This is a genomic window from Acinetobacter sp. AS5, from assembly GCF_048957595.1.
Lineage (GTDB): Bacteria > Pseudomonadota > Gammaproteobacteria > Pseudomonadales > Moraxellaceae > Acinetobacter.
On sequence record NZ_JARDAL010000028.1, the window covers coordinates 37,391 to 52,220 of the forward strand.

General features: G+C 45.4%; 15 protein-coding genes. 7 read left to right on the forward strand and 8 right to left on the reverse strand.

Annotated features, from left to right (window positions below):
• Window positions 1-9 precede the first annotated feature (9 nt).
• A complete protein-coding gene (gene ptsP, locus PV763_RS10425; protein ID WP_004647377.1) occupies window positions 10-2,307 on the reverse strand; it encodes a phosphoenolpyruvate--protein phosphotransferase in 2,298 nt (765 codons plus the stop codon).
• Window positions 2,308-2,396: 89 nt separating this feature from the next.
• Complete coding sequence (locus PV763_RS10430; RefSeq protein WP_004278502.1) at window positions 2,397-2,879, reverse strand: RNA pyrophosphohydrolase; 483 nt, start codon at window positions 2,877-2,879, stop codon at window positions 2,397-2,399.
• Between the two features lie 182 nt (window positions 2,880-3,061).
• Here PV763_RS10430 and PV763_RS10435 point away from each other — a divergent pair, with 182 nt between their 5' ends.
• Complete coding sequence (locus tag PV763_RS10435; protein ID WP_396469414.1) at window positions 3,062-3,712, forward strand: HAD family hydrolase; 651 nt, start codon at window positions 3,062-3,064, stop codon at window positions 3,710-3,712.
• A 160-nt stretch (window positions 3,713-3,872) separates the two neighbouring features.
• Window positions 3,873-4,121, forward strand: a complete 249-nt coding sequence (locus tag PV763_RS10440) for a DUF2789 family protein (RefSeq protein ID WP_004278500.1) — start codon at window positions 3,873-3,875, stop codon at window positions 4,119-4,121.
• A gap of 49 nt (window positions 4,122-4,170) precedes the next feature.
• On the opposite strand, the gene ovoA is transcribed toward PV763_RS10440, so the two are convergent.
• The 3 genes from ovoA to PV763_RS10455 all read right to left on the reverse strand — a co-directional run bounded on the left by ovoA (window position 4,171) and on the right by PV763_RS10455 (window position 7,796).
• The gene (ovoA, locus tag PV763_RS10445; RefSeq protein ID WP_420937801.1) at window positions 4,171-6,345 is read right to left on the reverse strand and encodes a 5-histidylcysteine sulfoxide synthase; all 2,175 of its coding nucleotides are present in this window, start codon (window positions 6,343-6,345) and stop codon (window positions 4,171-4,173) included.
• A 148-nt stretch (window positions 6,346-6,493) separates the two neighbouring features.
• On the reverse strand, window positions 6,494-7,369 hold the full coding sequence (locus tag PV763_RS10450; protein ID WP_004278498.1) for a LysR family transcriptional regulator: 876 nt from the start codon (window positions 7,367-7,369) through the stop codon (window positions 6,494-6,496).
• A gap of 190 nt (window positions 7,370-7,559) precedes the next feature.
• Window positions 7,560-7,796 (reverse strand): DUF2061 domain-containing protein, encoded by a 237-nt coding sequence (locus PV763_RS10455; protein WP_004278497.1) that lies wholly within the window; start codon window positions 7,794-7,796, stop codon window positions 7,560-7,562.
• A gap of 261 nt (window positions 7,797-8,057) precedes the next feature.
• On the opposite strand from PV763_RS10455, the gene leuC reads away from it, so the two are divergent.
• The 4 genes from leuC (at window position 8,058) to leuB (ending at window position 12,058) form a co-directional block, all read left to right on the forward strand.
• The gene (leuC, locus tag PV763_RS10460; protein WP_005245907.1) at window positions 8,058-9,491 is read left to right on the forward strand and encodes a 3-isopropylmalate dehydratase large subunit; all 1,434 of its coding nucleotides are present in this window, start codon (window positions 8,058-8,060) and stop codon (window positions 9,489-9,491) included.
• Between the two features lie 143 nt (window positions 9,492-9,634).
• Window positions 9,635-10,285: a 3-isopropylmalate dehydratase small subunit gene (leuD, locus tag PV763_RS10465; RefSeq protein WP_138742831.1), complete on the forward strand. Its 651-nt coding sequence runs from the start codon at window positions 9,635-9,637 to the stop codon at window positions 10,283-10,285.
• A gap of 87 nt (window positions 10,286-10,372) precedes the next feature.
• Entirely contained in the window at window positions 10,373-10,936 is a 564-nt protein-coding gene (locus PV763_RS10470) for a hypothetical protein (RefSeq protein ID WP_004647383.1), read from the forward strand.
• A 42-nt stretch (window positions 10,937-10,978) separates the two neighbouring features.
• Window positions 10,979-12,058 carry a 3-isopropylmalate dehydrogenase gene (gene leuB / locus PV763_RS10475; RefSeq protein ID WP_004278493.1) on the forward strand — a complete coding sequence of 360 codons (1,080 nt, stop codon included), beginning with the start codon at window positions 10,979-10,981 and terminating at the stop codon, window positions 12,056-12,058.
• A 73-nt stretch (window positions 12,059-12,131) separates the two neighbouring features.
• Here the strand turns inward: leuB and PV763_RS10480 are convergent, their stop codons facing one another.
• From PV763_RS10480 to infA, 3 genes are all read right to left on the reverse strand, one after another.
• Entirely contained in the window at window positions 12,132-12,530 is a 399-nt protein-coding gene (locus tag PV763_RS10480; RefSeq protein WP_004278492.1) for a hypothetical protein, read from the reverse strand.
• Window positions 12,531-12,674: 144 nt separating this feature from the next.
• Window positions 12,675-13,055: a hypothetical protein gene (locus PV763_RS10485; protein ID WP_004278491.1), complete on the reverse strand. Its 381-nt coding sequence runs from the start codon at window positions 13,053-13,055 to the stop codon at window positions 12,675-12,677.
• Window positions 13,056-13,189: 134 nt separating this feature from the next.
• Window positions 13,190-13,411 carry a translation initiation factor IF-1 gene (infA, locus tag PV763_RS10490; protein WP_001284370.1) on the reverse strand — a complete coding sequence of 74 codons (222 nt, stop codon included), beginning with the start codon at window positions 13,409-13,411 and terminating at the stop codon, window positions 13,190-13,192.
• 231 nt (window positions 13,412-13,642) lie between these two features.
• Between infA and PV763_RS10495 the strand changes: the two genes are divergently transcribed.
• The gene (locus PV763_RS10495; RefSeq protein ID WP_004278490.1) at window positions 13,643-14,650 is read left to right on the forward strand and encodes an AraC family transcriptional regulator; all 1,008 of its coding nucleotides are present in this window, start codon (window positions 13,643-13,645) and stop codon (window positions 14,648-14,650) included.
• The last annotated feature ends 180 nt before the right edge of the window (window positions 14,651-14,830 follow it).

The following is a 14,830-nucleotide window of genomic DNA, read 5'->3' on the forward strand; positions in this document are numbered from 1 at the left end:
AGTCCCGTATTAGGCACTCACCATACGTGATGCTGATTTCACCATATCCCCTAAACCATGGGTTCTGAAATAATATTCTAGCCAGCTTTTTACCATGAGTGGATTGTCCATTTTTAACACATGTTGCAGCAATTCCTGTGCATCACTCATCGGAACATGACAAATGGTTTTACGTACCCGCAAAATATTACTTGAACTCATCGACAGGGTATTAAAGCCCATGGCCATGAGTAAAACGGCAGACAGTGGATCACCCGCCATTTCACCGCAGATACTGACCGGTTTTTCATTGCGATGACAGTCCTGAACCAGACGGGTCAAGGCACGCATTACTGCAGGGTGCAGGTGTGAATAGACATTGGCCACCCGTGGATTATTACGGTCGACGGCCAACAGATATTGGGTCAGATCGTTGGAGCCGACCGAGAAGAAATCGACCAGTTCGGAAAATTCATCAATCTGATATAGTACGCTGGGAACTTCCACCATAATACCGAGTTTAGGCTTGTTTACCTTGACCTGTTCTTCTTCCTGAATCGCCGCATGATCACGTTCCAGCAGATAGAGCGCTTCCTCGACCTCGCTGACACTGGTCACCATCGGCAGCAGAATATGCAGGTTATTCAGTCCGATACTGGCTTTGAGCATGGCGCGAATCTGTGAAGAAAAAATTTCCGGATGATCCAGGGTAAAACGAATGCCACGCCAGCCGAGTGCCGAATTTTCTTCTTCAATCGAGAAATACGGCAGGTCTTTGTCTGCACCAATGTCCAGCGTTCGCATCACCACCGGTTTATTGGCAAAATGACTGAGTTGCTGACGATAAATCGCACGTTGTTCTTCCTCGCCCGGGAAGCGGTCACGCAGCATAAACGGAATTTCAGAACGGTATAAACCGACACCTTTGGCACCGCGCTGCACGCCACGCACCACATCAATCATCAGGCCGGTGTTGACGTACAGTTTTACGGCGATGCCATCCGGGGTAATTGCATCTTTGGTTTCGTACTGACGCAAATCTTTGGCAATCTGTTCTTCTTCTTTTTGAATTTCTTTATAGCGACTGCGCAGGCGACGTGGCGGATTAATAAAGACCCGACCCTGATGCGCATCGACAATCATCTCCACATCATCGAGGGTATTGATTGGCAGTTCGGTTACACCGACTACGGTGGGAATGCCAAGGGCACGCGCCACGATCACCATATGCGAGTTCATGGCGCCTTCGGTAGTGACAATCGCGGCAATTTTATCCACGGGCAGTTCAACCAGTGCAGCCGTCGATATTTCCTCACCAATCAGAATACTTTCATCGGTCAATTCACGGTGACTGGCATCGGCTTCCTGTAAACGTGCCAGAATGCGGCGACCCAGATCTTTTAAGTCCGCCACTCGCTCACGTAAATAATCATCTTCCATCTGGGAAAATTGTGCCACATGATTGTCAATGACAATTCGCACGGCGCCTTGTGCCCAGTGACCTTCACGAATAAAGGCCTTGATTTCTGAAGGCAGGGCATTTTCATCCAGCATACGCAAGAACACGCTAAACAGTGCGCGTTCCTCGGCCATCAACGCATCCTGCATTTTGTCATCTAGCGACTGGATTTCTTCGCGGACTGAATTCAGGGCGTTATCTAATAGCTCCAGTTCTTCGCTAATGTCATCCGCTTCACGGTCAGGGACTGCGGCAAGATCTGCTGGCGGATAAAGAATCACTGCACGACCTAAGGCAATACCACCGGAGCCAGAAACTCCCTGAAAGGTTTTATAAGCGGGCAGGTTGCTCGGTTTACGGAATACATCGATATTGCCAACGGCATGGGCATGGGCGATGACGCCAGAAAGCTGCGCACAGAGTGTGACCAGAAAGGATTCAGCAGCTTCAGAAAAGTCCTGTGATTCTTTATTTTGAACCACCAGCACACCCATGACCTTACGACGGTACATCACCGGCACACCAAGGAAGGAGTTATAAATTTCCTCACCGGTTTCAGGTAAAAACAGGAAGCGCTCGTGTTTAGGGGCATTGTCCAGATTGACAATTTCCTCACGCTGCCCAACCAGGCCCACCAGACCTTCGCCGGTTTGCAAAGACACATGGCCGACAGATTCTGCATTCAGGCCTTTAGACGCCATGAGCAGATAACGCTGATTGCGTTCATCGAGGAGATAGATCGAGCAGACATCAACCTGCATGGCCTCGGCCACATGTTTGACCATAATGTCGAGTGATTCATGCAAACTGGTGGACGCATTGATCTCCTGAACAATACGTCTCAAGGTGTCCAGTTGCATATTCGACATAAGGTCTGCTCCGTCTATTCAGAATTTCAGTGATTAAGTTTATTTATAACAATAGCCGCGTAAAAAATCTGCATTATTTATGCGATTTTTTAAGGTTTTTGCTGGGGCAGTTGCTGACACAACTCCACCAGGGCTTTGCGGTAAACATCACGTTTGAAATTCACGACTTGACCGAGTGGGTACCAGTAACTGACCCATTGCCATTGATCAAATTCGGGCGGATCAGACAGATTCAACTGAATATGCTGAACGGGGGCCGTGAGTTTGAGTAAAAACCACTTTTGTTTTTGACCGATACAGACCGGATCAGAGTCCGTACGAATGTATCGATGCGGCAAACGATAGCGCAACCAGCCTTTGGTTTGCGCGACTATCTGGACGTGTTCGGGCAATAAGCCAACTTCTTCTCTCAGCTCACGATAGAGTGCCTGCTCAGGGGTTTCTCCATATTGGATCCCGCCTTGTGGAAATTGCCATGCATTATGACCAATGCGTTTTGCCCATAAAACCTGTCCAGCATCGTTTGCCAAAATGATCCCGACATTCGGTCGGAAACCTTCAGAGTCGATCATTTGGCTACCTAAAAATTGTTTAATTTATGCCTTTGCCATCGGGGAGCATTATTTCGTTATCCAACTCGAAAAAAGCAAAGTTTAAAAATGTTAAAATTGCTATGATCTTAACGAATTTCTATCGACTAGCGGAGATAGATTTACAATTTTTTTCTTAAATTTCAGTTTTAACGAGTATTTTCATGAAATTGGCGCTATTTGATCTCGATCACACCTTGTTAAACACGGATTCGGATCATTCTTGGGGAGAGTTTTTGGTCAGTGAGGGCCTGGTCGATCCAGTTCAGCATCGCGCCATGAATGACAAGTTCTATGACGATTATAAAAAAGGTGAGCTGGATCCTTATGCCTATAATGAATTTGTGTTCCAGTTTCTAACCCAACATGACAATGATTATTTGATTGAATTACATCAACTGTTCATGCAAAAAGTCATTCGTCCACAAATGCGTCCTGAAGGTTTTAAAGCCATTGAGCGCCACCGTGAAGCAGGGCATGCCTTAGTGGGGATTACCGCAACTTCAGACTTTATTACCGCACCCATTTTTCGTGAATTCGGAATTACTGAAATTATTGCCACCAATGCTGAAGTCATTGATGGGAAATATACTGGTAAAGTCATCAATACCGCATGCTATCAGCAAGGCAAGCTGGTGCGTCTGGAACAATGGCTGGAAGGCCGTGACGTAACCGAGTCTTGGGCTTATTCAGATTCGATTAATGACCGTTTCTTGCTGGAATATGCGGATCATGCGATTGCAGTGAATCCGGATGATCGCTTGGAAACTCTAGCCCAAGAACAAGGCTGGGAAATACAGGACTGGTCGATCTAATCACTCCGAACTCATTGATGTGATTATTAAGTACAACTTCGGTTGTGCTTTTTATTTGCCTCATTTGAATATTAATGTTTTTTCACAGTCCAGCTGAATCAGACATGCTATGCTCGAAAAACAGGACATGATAACAATAGTAGATTCTGAGGTATGAGATATGACTCACGTTCGACCACGTATGACACATCTGTTCCAACAGCTTGGCTTGGATGCCAGTGCAGAAGGTATTGAAACATTTATTCACGAGCATCAATTGCATAAAGATCTGACTTTACTGGATGCGCCGTATTGGTCAGAGGCACAACGTCAATTTTTAAGCGAGAAAATAGCCTCTGATGGCGAATGGGCGATTGTGGTAGATCAACTCAATGAATCCTTGCATGAAAATTCAACCAGTGAAGGATAAGATATAAAGCCAATCGTATGATTGGCTTTTTTAGACTATGACCTTACCTTTAGCGAATCCGTTTCCAGATCGTGACTTGTGACAGGGTATGTTGATACTTTCTGGCCGTTTCTCGAATCACAAAAGGCACATCTTGGGGTTCGTCCACCAATTCAAAGTGCTGGGTTAAAATGTTGGAAATACCAGCCAAAGTCGTGATCTTTTCCCCATCCTGCTGAAAACCGCCCAGCCATTCGCTACGCGCCGTATGTTCTTCCAGCCAGGTATAGGGCGAACTCAGCATTAAAATTCCACCTATATTGATACGTTTATGAATCTGCAATAAAAAGTCTTTCGGATGATGCAGCCGGTCAATCAGGTTCGCTGCCAGAATAAAATCATAGTCGCTAAAATGTGCTTTCAGGTTGCAGGCATCGGCCTGAAAAAATTCCGTTTTTGACGCAAACTGTTCCAAAGCGACATCTTCAAGTGAACAGCTTTTTTCTTCGCTTAATTCACCTTCTAGCGGCAGCTGATAACGTACCCTATTGCCTTGAGCCAAATAGACTGCCTGCTGGATAAAACGTGCTGAGAAGTCCAGACCGGTCACCTGATCAAAATAGTGTGCCAGTTCAAAGCTGGCGCGGCCGGTAGCACAGCCAATATCTAAGGCACGATGACATGGCACTTGCTGAAAATAGGGTTGTGCCAGATCGACCAGTGTTTTGGCAAAATTAGCGATACCAAAATATTCGGGGCCGTACTGGAATTCCAGATATTGGGAGACCAGCTGGTCGCTTTCATAGTTCGAAGGGAAATGTTGCAATGCTTGATCAGAAGCGACGTAGCGAAAACCAGCGTGCTGGAAGAAATGCCGTCTGAAGGCATAGCGGGAACTATATAAAGCTTCATTGCCCGCCGAAATCCAGGAGCCACCTTTCATCAGGTTATGGCGGCCGTCAAAGGTCGGTGTGCTGAAATCATCATAAAACGGATGCACCTGAAAACCCTGAAATGGATAGATCGGAGTTTCAGTCCATTGCCAGACATTGCCCTGAATATCGTAAAAATCGCCCTGCTTGAAATGATCGACCGGACAGGAACTGGTACCGTATTTCAATTCAATATTGGCCTGTTCAGGACTCGGTAAATCTGAATCCAGATCGGAAACCGCATACAGGCGATACCATTCATCTTCAGTCGGCAAGCGAATGGTTTTTTCCAGCTGTTGCGATTTCCACTGACAAAAGGCCTTGGCTTCATGATAATTCACTTCTACCGGCCAGTCCCAAGACATCGGCACTTCTTCCAGCATCAGTCGCAATGACCAGCCTAATTCAGTTTTGCGCCAGAAACAGGGATGAGCAGCTTGTGAAAATTGCAGCCAGCCTAGACCTTCTTCACTCCAGTATTGTTCGGTCTGATAACCTTGTGCTTCGACAAAGGCCAGAAATTCCTGATTCGATACCAGATATTTGGAAGCTGCAAAAGCCGCTACCTGCGCTTCATGCTGGCCGTATTCATTGTCCCAGCCATAAAATGGATCGTTAAAATATTTCTGCAAAAGCACCTTGCCGTCAGGTACCTCTAGCAAGTGATTATCCGGAGCCATGCCGGTAATGATATTGGCGCGCCACTGCGGATGCTGGCGTACATGTTCCAAAGCATGCTGGCGAATCAGCACGGAAGAAGTTTCCAGATGAATCCGTTCATGTTCGATGCCCATGATGATCGTCCACCAAGGATTTTGCCAGTTTAAGGGTAGAGTCAGCGGAGCATGTTCTAGAATGCTCAAGATCAGGGCACGTACCTGATGCCGATAATCACGGACTTCCTGCACACTGGGCCAGTCATAGTGCACTTCATCCAGGTCATCCCAGCTCATCTCGTCTACACCGATCGCGAAGATACTTTCAAAATGCGGATTTACGCGTTCGCTAATTAGCTTGCTGAGCAGCAGTTTATTGACAAAAAAAGTGGCGGTATGGGCAAAATAAAAAATTAGCGGATGACGTAAAGTAATCGGTTTAATAAAAAAAGCATCTTCATGCTTGAGACATTCAAACAGTTGCTCATAGGTGTCAAAAGTATTTAAGAAATATTCACGCAGACCGTGTCGGGCGGTCTGTTCATCGGAAAAATCAAGTGCCGGCGTGGGAAGCAGCATAGGTTTGGCCGAAAGCCACAGGCTGCTTGTATTGGTTTTATCTTGAGAGTGGGATTTTAGGGGAGAATCGAGCTGCATCCGTCAGGCTCCATCGAATAGTTTAAGCATTCCTCTGCATGCAAAAGAATGGAATTGTCTTAAAAATACTCGAAAGATATCGCCAGATGGGGTGTATTTCGGTAACAAAATGCTGCATCGTTTTGGATGCAGCATGTTCAGGAACAGCTTAAATAGACAGGGAGGCGCCTTGCATGAGCTGAACCAAAGCTTGTGCCGCTTTGGACTGGGTACGACCCGGATGCCAAACCATACCCAAGCGACGGTTCATTTCCAGATTAATATCCAGTTGGTGCAGGTCATGATTGACCAAAGTTTTTGGCAGTACCGACCAGCCTAAGCCAATCGATACCAGCATCCGGATCGATTCCAGCGGATTGTTGCTCATGCTGACTTTCGGTTTAATACCCTGTTTTTCAAACTCGGCCAAGGTGATCTGCGAGGTATAGGTCTGTGATGATGGCAACAGGCTCGGGTAGTCGAGCAAATCTTCCAGACACAGATTTTTTTGCTGTGCCAGCGGATGAAACGGTGCCACCACAAAGACCAGAGGATCATTCCAGATGGTCACGTAATTTAGACGCGCATCACCACGGGGCGGCAAGGTTAAAAATGCCAGTTCCAGATCGCCGGCAATTACCTGTTCATGCGCCTGTTCGGAATCTACAAAATGCACATCCAGAGTCACGTCCGGATATTCCTGGACATAACGGCGCAAATGACTCGGCAGATGATGCAGGCCGATATGATGGCTGGTACCAATTTTTAGTTTGCCCTGTACCTGACCCTGTTCATGACTCAAGGTATAATGAATATCACCGAGTTCATTCAGCCAGTTTTTCACTTTAGGTAACAGAGAGTGCGCCGCGTGGGTGGCCTGTACGCCACGTCCGGCAGATTCAAACAGCTTGACCCCAAAGTATTCTTCCAGACTGTGAATACGTTTGGTGACAGCAGGCTGGGTAATGAAGAGCTGATCTGCGGCCAGAGAAATCGAACCGGTTTCCATGACTTTCACGAAGGCTTCAAAGGCTGCGAGATTCATCTTAATCACCTATAAAGAATTTTTATGTGTAAATCTATTATTGTTATATTTTAAGAATAAATCAAAGCAAAATTAGCTCATCTATGTTGCAGTGCTGAATTACTATACATTTTCAAAGCCTTGGCATTTTAAAAACTAAAAAAGACCACCTATAAAGGCAGTCTTTCATCAGGAACCTCGACCGAAGAGCTTAGACGGTAATGTCCTCATTCTGCTGTTGGTTATTACCCTCCCAGATTTTTTCATGAAAGAAGAAAGCCACTGCCTGTACTGTTGGTTCTAATAAACTTAAGGCAATGGCCATGGTTAAACTGCCAGTCACCAAGTAGCCCACAATCATCGCCACAGTAATGTGCATAATGTAGTAGCTGAAGGTCTTTTTGAACATGCGCTGGTTGTTGTCTACAAAGCGTTGAATATGTGCCATGTCGAAGTTCCTCAAAATCATCATCTCTGTCGATGAGGAAATAATAATAATTCTCATTTAATTTGTAAAAGCGAATATTTTCTATAAATTAATCGGAAAATTAGATTTATAAAAATAGTGCTCAAGCATGATTTGATTCAGCTTTTGAAAGATTCCAAAAAGTTTCTTAACTGATAAAAATGATAAATTAGATTTATGTGATTGCAGCGATATAATCAAAATCAGAGAAAGAATTTACCCAGTCCAGTGGAGTACATCGACATGGCAGGCGCAACCCAAACAGCAAAAACATTATATGATAAATTGTGGGACGACCATTTAGTAACGCAACGTGATGATGGTTCTGCCTTACTGTACATCGACCGTCACTTATTACATGAAGTGACTTCTCCACAGGCCTTTGAAGGTTTGCAATTGGCCGGGCGTAAGCCATGGCGTTTAAGTGCAAATATTGCCACACCAGATCATAACGTACCAACCTCAAAGAAAGAGCGTGAGCAGGGCGTTGCCGGAATTGAAGATGAAACCTCGCGCATCCAGGTACAAACTTTGGATGATAACTGCAAGACCTTTAATATTGTTGAATTTGATATTAATGATATCCGTCAGGGCATCGCGCATGTGGTCGGGCCGGAGCAAGGCTTGACCTTGCCGGGCATGACTGTGGTATGTGGGGATTCGCATACAGCAACACACGGTGCTTTTGGCTGCTTGGCGCACGGTATTGGTACATCAGAAGTTGAACATGTATTGGCAACCCAATGCCTGGTTCAAAAGAAGATGAAAAACATGTTGGTACGCGTTGATGGCAAATTAGGCCAGGGCGTAACACCGAAAGATGTGGTCTTGGCCATTATTGGCAAGATTGGTACCGCAGGCGGTACCGGTCACGCGATTGAGTTTGGTGGTCAGGTCTTCCGTGACATGTCGATTGAAGGCCGTATGACTGTATGTAACATGGCGATCGAAGCCGGTGCACGCGTGGGTATGGTCGCTGTCGATGACAAAACTATCGAGTATGTTAAAGGCCGTCCTTATGCGCCGACTGCGGAACAGTGGGATCAGGCGGTAGCGTACTGGAATACATTGCATTCGGATGAATGTGCATATTTTGATACGGTGGTCGTGTTGCAAGGTGAAGAAATTGAGCCGCAAGTGTCTTGGGGAACTTCTCCTGAGATGGTCATTCCAGTGTCTCAAGCAGTACCAACTTTAGAACAAGCCAAAGACGATGTACAACGCAATGACTGGAACCGTGCTTATCAATATATGGGCTTAAATGCCGGTCAGGCCTTGGCTGAGATTCAACTGGATCGTGTCTTTATCGGTTCGTGCACCAATTCGCGTATTGAAGATATCCGTGCTGCAGCCGAAGTGATCAAAGGTCGTAAGGTCGCATCTTCAATCAAACAGGCGATGGTGGTTCCGGGTTCTGGTCTGGTCAAAGCTCAGGCAGAAGCGGAAGGCTTGGACAAGGTATTTGTCGAAGCGGGCTTTGAATGGCGTGAACCAGGTTGTTCAATGTGTCTGGCGATGAATGCCGACAAGTTGCAGCCGGGCGAGCATTGTGCCTCGACTTCGAACCGTAACTTTGAAGGTCGTCAGGGCAATGGCGGTCGTACTCATCTGGTAAGTCCAGCCATGGCAGCCGCTGCTGCGATAGCCGGTCACTTTGTTGATGTTCGTTCATTCTAGTTTAAGCCCTCATCCTGACCTTCTCCATGAGCCAAATGGCGCAAGAGAAGGGGTTCCCTCTCCTGAGTGAGTTTTAAGCACTGCTTTAAAACGAAGCGCAAGTGAGGGCTAGGGAGAGGTTACGGATTCATTGGGAAATAAATATGAAAGCTTATACCGTTGAACAAGGTATCGTTGCACCTTTAGACCGTGCCAATGTCGATACCGATTTAATTATTCCAAAACAGTTTTTGAAATCGATCAAACGTACCGGTTTTGGTGACAATTTGTTTGATGAATTGCGTTACTTGGATGAAGGTTATCCAGGTCAGGACAATTCAGTTCGTCCGATCAATCCGGACTTTGTCTTGAACCAGCCACGTTATCAGGGTGCGTCTATTTTAATTTCACGTGCCAACTTTGGATGTGGTTCTAGCCGTGAACATGCGCCGTGGGCTTTGAGTGAATACGGTTTCCGTACTGTTATTGCGCCAAGCTTTGCCGATATTTTCTTTAATAACTGTTTTAAAAACGGTATGTTGCCCGTGATTTTGGCTGAAGATATTGTTGAGCAGTTATTTAAGGAATGTGCGGCAGATGAAGGCTATCAACTGACCATTGACTTGCAGGCACAAGAAGTTCGCACCCCTACAGGTGAAAGCTTTAAGTTCGAAGTCGATCCATTTCGCAAGCATTGCCTGTTAAATGGTCTGGATGATATTGGCTTAACTTTGCAGGTGGCGGATGATATTCGTGCCTATGAAGAAAAAACCAAACAATCGCGTCCTTGGGTATTTGCCGAAATTCATGGATAAATCAGTAAAAATTGTCATGGCATGACTGCGATGCCCTTGCTAATATCGGAAGATTATTGAGTTTTTTGATTGGGTAAGACAGACATTATGGCGAATTATTGGAAACAGTGGCTTGCTTTAAGTTCAGTATCGGTGCTGTTGACTGCATGTCAAAGCATCGACACGATGAAACTCAAACATGCCAAAGAAAATACTGAGAGCAAAAGCAATGCCCTGATCTACTGTACAGGGACGCCAGATTGTCAGTTCGAACGCTTCAATCAGACCATTATTGTCAACGCCGACAATGGCCGCATCAGTGATGAGGCGCTGAAGCAGAAACTGGTGCGCTTGCAGGCCAAAAATTTAAATCAGGCCAATTCGATTTATTTATCTGTGCCGGCAGGACAGCATGAACTGGTCGTGCGTTTTTATCCGATCAGTAAGGATAAAGCGGAAACTTTACATGTATTCCATCGTTTTCAGGCCAATAACCGCTATAGCTTAAAAATGTTTCGTGACCGTAGTGCGCGTAGCAGCAGTTTATTAAATTCTTCGGCGCCGGATCCGCTTTGCGTAGATCTGGTACAAGAGCAAAAAACCATTCGTCGTTTTTGCAAACCCTATAATGCAGTCACCGGGATTGCAGAGTTTGTAGAAAAGAAAATTTAACCTCTGTCAGGTCTGAATCTGACGTTTTAAACGGAAAATCTCATGTCTAAACAAATTTTGATTTTAGCTGGTGACGGCATCGGCCCTGAAATTGTAAAAGCCGCAGAGCAAGTACTCACACGCGTAAATGAAAAATTTAATCTTGATTTGACATGGGAACAGGGCTTACTCGGTGGTGCAGCCATTGATGCTCATGGTTCACCGTATCCTGAAGTGACTTCTGAACAGGCCAAAAAAGCCGATGCGATTCTACTCGGTGCCGTGGGTGGTCCAAAATGGGATACGATTGAGCGTTCAATCCGTCCAGAACGTGGTTTATTGAAATTGCGTAGCGAACTGAACCTGTTTGCTAACTTGCGCCCAGCGATTCTTTATCCGCAACTGGCTGATGCTTCAAGCTTAAAACCTGAAATCGTGGCGGGTCTGGATATTCTGATTGTGCGTGAATTAACGGGTGGTATTTACTTCGGTCAGCCACGTGGTATCCGTGAACTGGAAAATGGTGAGAAGCAAGGCTACAACACCGACGTTTATTCAGAGTCTGAAATCAAGCGTATCGCCAAAGTCGCTTTTGAAATGGCCAACTTGCGCGGTGGTAAAGTGTGTTCAGTGGATAAAGCTAACGTGCTTGAAGTAACTGAGCTGTGGAAACAGACAGTGACTGCGCTGAAAGATGCCGAATATCCTGAAATTAATTTATCGCACATGTATGTCGACAATGCTGCGATGCAGCTGGTGCGTGCGCCAAAGCAGTTTGACGTGATTGTCACCTCGAATCTGTTCGGTGATATCCTGTCTGATGAAGCTGCGATGTTGACCGGTTCAATCGGCATGTTGCCATCGGCATCTCTGGATGAAAATGGCAAGGGCATGTATGAGCCTTGTCATGGTTCTGCACCAGATATCGCCGGTCAAAACCTGGCAAATCCATTAGCGACGATTCTTTCGGTGGCGATGATGTTGCGTTATACCTTCCGTGAAGAAGCGGCTGCTAAAGCGATTGAAGATGCAGTAGGTCAGGTCTTGGATCAAGGCTTGCGTACGGCAGATATCATGTCTGAAGGCATGCAAAAAGTCGGTACGGTTGAAATGGGTCAAGCAGTCGTTGCTGCATTGAACTAAGCCTGTTTTGATTCAAAAAAACGCAGCCTTGAGCTGCGTTTTTTTATAATAGAAATTTCAAAGCTTAAACCCCTTAACAGGTTCGGCCTGTGGTGCGTACCGCGGTGGCAATATTATCTTTGAGTAAGAAGGTGATTTTACATTGCAATTTGACGTCATAGCCGCCGGCAGGGCTTACTGACACTGGAATCGGTACAGTGCCTGTCCCTGTGGCAGGAAACTGCGCTACAGGCAAAGGAATGGTAATGGGGCGTTGTACCACATAGCTTAATTGTTTTGCGCTGCGTTCAGGCTCACTGATCTGCTGGTAACCTAAACGTTTTAGATCCAGAGTTTGATCGATCAGTTGGCTGCTCTGCCCAATGAACTGTTGTAAATAGGCATCACGCTGCGCAGTTGTTGATGAGGTGGTGCTGCATGCATTAAGCAAACTGAATGCTGTACAGCATACTAAAATCAGTGTGAACTTCATGAGCTGTCCTCACACCAAATAAAATGAGTGTAAGCGCATTCCATGCAAAAATACTGTTGTGATTTGATACACGGTAGAAGTTTAGCGTGGTGAGGTTGATCCCTGATTTAATCCGATACAGGCTTTGAACTCGATGAGTACAGCTCAGCAAGCTCTACCGGTAAAGCGAATCGCCTGAACAATTTCATCTTTCAAGTCAAACCAGATTTGGCATTTCATCTCAATGTTATAACCACCATTTGAGGGCATCGGCATTGGTGCGCCGATCGGAATGCTCTGACTAATATTCGGCGTTCCCATTGGAATATTCATATCCCGAAAAATAGTGTAGCTGAGAAATTCTGTGGTTTGAATCGGTTGCTGGGAGGTCTTGAATCCAATGGCACGAAGATCAAGCTGGCTACGAACCTGTGCGGCAGTTTGACCTACATAAGGTTGTAGAGACTGATGCAGATGCTGATTGCCGCCGGTAGCGCATGCAACGAGAAACAAGCTGGAAAGTAGGGATAAGCATTTCATATTCATTGTTTTTATACATGTTATTTTTAATTCAATGAATAGTCGTGAATTTATAAGGCTGTGTCAAATTATTTTATTGATTGATAAATAATTCAAGTAATAAAAAAGCCACTAAAAGTGGCTTTTGCTTACGCTAAAACTTAGCGTGCACGATATGTGATACGACCTTTAGTCAAATCATAAGGTGTCATTTCAACCTTCACACTGTCGCCAGTTAAAATACGGATATAGTGTTTACGCATTTTACCAGAGATGTGGGCAATCACTTCGTGACCGTTCTCTAAACGTACACGGAACATAGTATTAGGAAGCGTCTCGGTGACAACGCCTTCGAACTCGATGAGTTCCTCTTTATTGGCCATAGCCTACCTGAATGAATAAATTGGAAAGGCGCAAATTATAGTCAATTTTTTTGCAAAATACAAGACGAAACGGGCGTTAGACTGATCATCTGCCAGTAAAATAGGCGAACTGTCACGATAATTTTTTTAACTAAAAAGACACCTGTTTCTGTTGTCAGTTTGGTCAATCACAGTTAATCTAAAATTAATCTTTTTAAGTATAAATGAAGTACATACAAGGAAGGCTTTTGAGTGAGTCAGCTAACGGATGCATCAGTCGTATTGCGTTTAGGCTATCAGGCGATTCGTCGTGCGGGGTTGCCGACAGAAGAACTTTTGACCAAAGCAGGAGTGGCTTTAAATCAGGTAGAGGCCAATGACCGTACGCCGCTGAGTGCCCAGTATGCCTTTTGGGTGGCGGCAGAGGAAGTCAGCAAGGATCCGGATATTGGATTGCATCTGGGTGAGCACCTGCCACTTTATCGTGGTCAGGTCATTGAACACCTGTTTGTTTCATCTGAAAATTTTGGTGAGGGACTGAAACGTGCTTTGGCTTATCAGCGACTGATCAGTGATGCCTTTGCTGCCAAATTAGTGATTGAAGATGATCGCTGCTATTTAACCAATGGTGAACAGCCTTTTGCTGAGAGTCTGGTCAATCGTCATTTTACTGAATGTGCTATGTCAGGTGTACTGCGTTTCTTTAAATTTATTACCGAAGGGCATTTTGAGCCGATTTATATCGATTTTAATTTTTATAAAGGGGCACCTGATGATGAATACTTCCGGGTTTATGAGTGTCCGGTCAGTCTAGGTCAGAAAGAAACCCGTTTGTATTTCGATCCGACTATCCTGGAATATCCGCTGTGGCAGGCTGAACCTGAGCTGTTGCAGCTGCATGAGCAACTGGCGATTGAAAAGCTACAGGAACTGGCAAGATATGATCTGGTCGGTGAAGTACGTCGTGCAATCGGCTCTACTTTGGAGAGTGGCGAAACCACGCTAGAAACTGTGGCAGCCCAGCTGAACATCACGCCACGCCGTTTGAGAACACAACTGAGTGAGGCACATACCAGCTTTCAGCAGATTCTCTCGGATTATCGCTGTCGTCTGGCCAAGCGTTTGCTGGCGAGTACCAATGAGAGCGTCGAGCGGATTGTCTATCTGACCGGTTTTTCCGAGCCAAGTACCTTCTATCGTGCCTTTAAACGCTGGACCAATGAAACGCCAGTGGAATATCGGAAGCGGAAGCAGCGTTAAAAATCCCTCCTAACCTCTCTTTAAAAAAGGGAGGAATTCCCCCACTGCTGTCCCACAATTTTTACAAGAGGAAGCTCATTTAAGCTTCCTCTTGTTTGATGGGGACTTTATCGGGTGAAAATAACGCTTTTAAGGTTTTTATTTCAAATAAATTCACTTGAATTATTCTGAGTAAGCGCT